Source organism: Streptomyces sp. MA5143a (assembly GCF_900290235.1).
Classification (GTDB): Bacteria; Actinomycetota; Actinomycetes; order Streptomycetales; family Streptomycetaceae; genus Streptomyces.
On record NZ_OLMK01000157.1, the window covers coordinates 1 to 5697 of the forward strand.

The 5697-nt window shown below is 70.0% G+C and carries 3 protein-coding genes; all 3 read left to right on the forward strand.

Features of this window, described 5'->3' with window-relative positions; translation table 11 throughout:
• Positions 1 to 356 precede the first annotated feature (356 nt).
• The 3 genes from SMA5143A_RS43625 (at position 357) to SMA5143A_RS42245 (ending at position 5623) form a co-directional block, all read left to right on the forward strand.
• Positions 357 to 500, forward strand: a complete 144-nt coding sequence (locus SMA5143A_RS43625; RefSeq protein WP_206187798.1) for a hypothetical protein — start codon at positions 357 to 359, stop codon at positions 498 to 500.
• A 12-nt stretch (positions 501 to 512) separates the two neighbouring features.
• Positions 513 to 1229, forward strand: coding sequence for a recombinase family protein (locus SMA5143A_RS43630; protein WP_208921426.1), 717 nt, complete (start codon positions 513 to 515; stop codon positions 1227 to 1229).
• 1136 nt (positions 1230 to 2365) lie between these two features.
• Positions 2366 to 5623, forward strand: a complete 3258-nt coding sequence (locus tag SMA5143A_RS42245) for a bifunctional cytochrome P450/NADPH--P450 reductase (protein WP_107468070.1) — start codon at positions 2366 to 2368, stop codon at positions 5621 to 5623.
• The last annotated feature ends 74 nt before the right edge of the window (positions 5624 to 5697 follow it).

Below are 5697 nucleotides of genomic sequence, written 5' to 3' on the forward strand. Positions count from 1 at the left end.
CGAGATGCGCCGAGCAGACTGCGCCCACGGGTAGTCAACAGCACGTAAATCAAGGACGGGTGGTGGACCGGGTGGGCTTGCTGCGGCTGGTCGCTGCGGTGCAGCGGCTGCGGAAGGCATCCGTCCGGGCTGCCGGAGGTGAGGCGGCATGCGGGACGGCGGCGTCGACGACGGCCCCAGAGTCCGCGGATGGAGGGGGTGCGGGAGAGCCTTCCCCCGGCGCGTCGGGAGGTAGCGGACTACTGGCTGGCGGTGATGTTCCGCCACACCCAGGAGCTCACCGCGGAGGGTGTGCAGGATCGGCCGCTCGCGGACACGGGCGGTGAGCCGTGGCCGCGGTGATGCCGTGGGAACGCATGGGAAGCAAGATCACATCCAGGCATCGTGAGCTGCCGGCCGTCGTCTATGTGCGGCAGTCGACGCGGCAGCAGGTCGAGGGGCATCAGGAGTCGACGCGGCGGCAGTATGCGCTGGTCGACCGGGCCGTGACGCTGGGCTAGGAGGCGTCGCGGGTGCTGGTCATCGACGATGACCTGGGCAAGTCCGGCGCACGCTCGGAGCACCGGGAGGGCTTTCAGCGGCTGGTCGCGGAAATTTCCCTGGGGCATGTCGGCTTGGCGCTGGGCACGGAGATGTCGCGTCTGGCCCGCTCGGGACGGGACTGGTATCAGCTTTTGGAGCTGTCGGCGCTCGGTGGCGCATTGCTCGCCGACGATGCGCAGCTGCTGGCAGAAGCGCCTGAGCCAGCTCCGCACTGGCGTCCACGACGTGTTCGCAGTTGTCCAGCACGATCAGGGCATGGCGCCGGGAAAGATGAGCCGCGAGTTTCTCGACCACGGGGCTGGAGCCGACGTCCCCCACGCCCAGAGCTTCCGCCGTCGCGCCGACCACGGCCTTCGGGTCCAGTACGGGTGCCAGGTCCACCAGCCACACCCCGTCCGGAAAGCATGGCCGACTGCGGTGGCCGCCTCCAACGCCAGCCCGGTCTTACCGATACCGCCCGGCCCGGTGAGCGTCAGGAGCCTCGCGGCGCGGAGGAGGCGACGGATCTCGGCAGTATCGCGCCGTCGGCCGATGAAAGTGGTCAGGCGGCGCGGGCAGGTTCCCCGTCCCTGAGGCCGCAACGGTCACCGGTGTCTCGCTCACCGCTGTCTTTTCCACCTGTCCGAAAGCGCCATTTGAGCGGAGGTCGACAGCCGTGGCCTCACCGCCGACTGTGCCACGAGTGACACCGCGTACAGGCAGTCGCCTGCCCTGGAAGGCCATGGAGACCGCCCCGTGGCCAGGACGCCGACGTCCATGAGCCGACAGCTTATTGCCCGCGGTTCCGGTCGCGGCAGGGAGCCGCAGTGGCGACCAGGAGCGCGGGCCGGTGGGCCGTCCGAGAGCAGTCGGCATTGGCTCACACCGTGGACGAGCGCATCGTGAGCGTCCTGCTCGGGTATGCATCCAACTCATGGGTGGGAGCGGGGACTCCGGAGAATTCCTGCATCCCGAGGGTCCCGTGGGCCCCTGTAAAATTACCCATAGTCAGGAACAGGCCAGGCGTAGATGCTTCTCCGTATGAAGCGCACGCCGTCCCACCGGTTGCGCGCCCATGGCCGTCGCGCGCCGTGGACGCCCCACCGGAGGACCTCTGCCCCCGCCGGTCACCACGGGCATGGCGCGGCGGGACACCCGGCAGGACCAGGGGGCATGGCGCAGCGGAACCGCCGCTCTAGTTTCTCCCGACCATGTCACCCGGCCCGGCGACCGAACAGACCGCGATTCGGCGTGTGCGTCGGCCACCCCGGTGTTCGAGCGGATCAGCGGTGGACGGGAGGCGCCAGCGGACGTCTGGTCAGCGGTCTCCGGCTTCCCCACGTCACGGTGGGACTCACCGCGGGCATGCGGCGGGCCTCGACGCACCCGCCACCGGACTGCCGTGCGTTCCGGCTTCGCTGATGGAGCGCGCCCGTCCCCTCGCGCGCCGGCACGCGTGCACCACCTACGGATACGTGGTGATGCGCGACGCGGACTGCCTCTCCTTCCCCGTAAGGCCCCGGTCTCGCTGATGACTCCAGGGAACGCAGGCCTCACCGGTCATCTCCGAGGCCGCCCTGGGACGTCCCAGCGGGGATCATCACCGTCTTCCGCAGTGGCCCTACCGAGTACCGCGGAGTCGGAACTCCGCGGGCCAGGCCGACGCGCCCCTCGCGTCGCTTTTCCTCGCCGACCTGAGGCTTCCAGCCGGGGCGGAAGGCCCAGCGCCGAGACGCCACACGCTTCCATGTCTTTCAACTAAGTCGCACGACATTGTCAGTCGACAAAGTCTGCGATAGGTTGACACCCCTCGCTTCACGGCCGCGATTCGAAAGTCATGTTCATGCCCAATACGCCTTCTGGGACCGAGCGGATCCCCGAGCGCCCGTCTCTTCCCCTCATCGGCCACGCGCTCGATGTCCCCGACGGGGCCGAGGGCCTCGCCTACGTCATGCAGGAGGCCAAGGAGCTGGGGCCGCTGTTCAAGCTCCGGATCTTCGGAACCGAGATCAACTTTGTCTCCGGCCTGGATCTCGTCTCCGAGCTGGCGGACGAGAGCCGTTTCCGTAAGAACGTCCACCCCGATCTCGTGATCCTGCGGGAGATCGGCGGGGACGGGATGTTCACGGCCTACGGCGACGAGCCCAACTGGCGCGAGGCGCACGACGTCCTGATGCAGGCGTTCTGCGGGGGCGCGATGAGGGGCTACCACGCGACGATGCTCAAGGTCGCCCGGGAGCTGATCGCCAAGTGGGACCAGGCTGCCGGGGAGCTTCCGGTGGACGTGGCCGCCGACATGACCCGGCTGACCTTCGACACGATCGGGCTGTGCGGCTTCGGCTACGACTTCGAATCCTTCCGCCGCGACGAGCCGCATCCCTTCATCACGGCGCTCGCGAGGGCGCTGGACTTCGCTCAGGCCAAGGGCGAGTCCATCCCCGGGGCCGAGTTGTTCCAGTGGAAGAAGGCGGAGCAGTTCCGCAATGACGTCACCCTGATGAAGGACCTGGTCGATGATGTGATCCGGCGGCGGAGGGCGGACGGCGACCAGAGCACCGACGACCTGCTGGGGCGGATGCTGCACACCCTCCCCCACTCTCAACTACGTTCGAGCGGGGGGACCCCCACCGAGGTGAGCGGTGAGCCGCTGGACGACGTCAACATCCGCTACCAGGCGATCACCTTCCTCATCGCCGGCCACGAGACCACCAGTGGCCTGCTGTCGTTCGCGCTGTACTACCTGACCAAGCACCCCGCGGTGCTGGCCCGCGCCCAGGCGGAAGTGGACGCCCTGTGGGGCGATACGGCCGACCCCGACCCGCAGTACGCGGACATCGGCAAGCTCACCTACGTCCGCCAGATCCTCAGCGAGAGCCTGCGGCTGTGGCCCACGGAGCCGTCGTACGCGGTCGAGCCCCTGGCCGACACGGTCATCGGCGGCAAGTACGCCGTGCGCCAGGGCGAGTCGCTGATGGTGCTGATCCCTCAGCTGCACCGGGATCCCGCCTGGGGGGACAACGTCGAGCTGTTCGACCCGGAGCGGTTCTCGGCCGAGCGGGAGGCCGCACGCCCGGTCCACCTGTTCAAGCCGTTCGGCAACAGCGAACGGGCCTGCATCGGCCGCCAGTTCGCGTTGCACGAAGCGACGCTGGTGCTCGCCCTGCTGGTGCACCGGTTCCGCCTGATCGACCACACCGATAACCAGTTCAAGATCAAGCAGTCCCTCACCCTCAAGCCCGACGCCTTCACCTTGAACCTGGCCCGGCGCGTCGGCGGCGAGCGCCGCCTGCCCGCCGGCGTCGCCGTCAGCGCACCCGCCGAACAGGCGCGGCCCGCCGCCCGGCGTGCGACCGGTACGACGCTGACCGTGCTGCACGGCTCGAATCTCGGGACCTGCTCCGGCATCGCCGCCGATCTCGCCGTGGACGGCGACGAGCACGGCTTCGTCACCGCCGTCGCCTCCCTCGACGACGCCGTGGGGCAGCTCACCGGTACCGGCGGCCCGTTGGTGATCGTCGCCGCCTCCTACACCGGCAGGCCCACCGACGACGCCGCCCGGTTCGTGTCATGGCTGGAGGAGTTGGAGCCCGGCTCGCTCGACGGCGTCGAGTACGCGGTGCTCGGCGTCGGCGACCGCAACTGGGCCGCCACCTACCAGCGCATCCCGACGCTCATCGACGAGAGGCTCGCCGCCGCCGGTGCGGCGCCCCTGCTGGAGCGTGGCGCCGCCGACGCCGCGGGGGACTTCGCCGGCACCGTCGACCGGTGGACCGGCGACCTGTGGAACACGCTGCTGGAGAAGTACGGGATCCCGGTGCAGGCCGGCGCCGAACCGACCGGACAGAGCGGCGAAGCCGACGCCGACCAGGGGCTGTACGAGCTTCAGGACGCCACGGAGTCGGTCACCGGCCCGCTCGCGGCACGGCACGGCGTACAGCCCATGGAGGTGCTGGACGCCTACGAGCTGGTCGACCTGGACCACCCGCTCGGCCGCTCCAAGCGCTTCCTCCGGCTGCGGCTGCCCGACGGCGTCACCTACCGCACCGGCGACCACCTCGCGGTGCTCCCACGCAACCCGGCCGCCCTCGTGCAGCGGGTCGCCGACCGCTTCGGCCTCGACCTGGACCGCACCGTACGGCTGAAAGCACGCCGCCGCAGCCGGGGCGCCCTGCCCGTCAACCGCCCGCTGAGCCTGCGTCAACTGCTCACGGACTTCGTGGAACTCCAGGACACCGCAACCCAGGAGCAGGTCGCCGTACTCGCCGAGCACACCGCCTGCCCGCCCGAGCAGCGCCCCCTTGCGGAACTCGCCGAGGCGAAGCCCGATGTCTTCCGCGAGCAGGTCACCGACGCCGCATGCAGCCTCCTGGCCCTGCTGGAGCGCTACCGGGCCTGCGAGCTGCCGTTCGAGCACTTCCTGGAACTGCTGCCCGTGCTGCGGCCACGGCACTACTCGATCTCCTCGTCCGCCGCGGCCGCGCCCGGCGAGGTGGACCTGATGGTGTCGCTCCTCAAAGCGCCGCACCGCGGCGGCGAGGGCACCTTCCACGGCATCGCCTCCCACTACTTGCAGACCGTCAGCGCGGGCGACACCCTCCAGGCGCGGGTGCTCCCCTGCAGCGAAGCCTTCCGCCTGCCGCAGGACCCGGCCACCCCCGTGATCCTCATCAGCGCGGGTACCGGAGTGGCACCGTTCCGCGGCGCCGTCCTCGACCGGCTGCACAGCAAGGCGACCGGGACACTGCTGTGCTACTTCGGCTGCGACCACCCCGACGCCGACTTCCTCCACCGCGACGAACTCCAGGCAGCCGAGGACGCCGGAGCCGTCAGCCTGCGCCCCGTCTTCAGCTACACCCCCGAGGACGGCGCCCGCTTCGTCCAGGACCGCATCGCCAAGGAGAGCGTTGAGGTCTGGTCGGTCCTGCAGGCCGGAGGACGGGTGTACGTCTGCGGCGACGGGCGCCGCATGGCCCCCGGCGTACGCGCGGCCCTCCAAGCCGTCTACCGCGAGCACACCGGAGCCGACGCCGACGAGGCCGCCGACTGGCTGACCGCCATGACGGAGTCCGGCACGTACGTCGAGGACGTCTGGGCGGGCTGACCCGCAGCCGGGCGCCGCTGCTCGTGGCCGGTCATGGCCGCTGAACCAATACCTCACATCGCTACCGAAGGAAA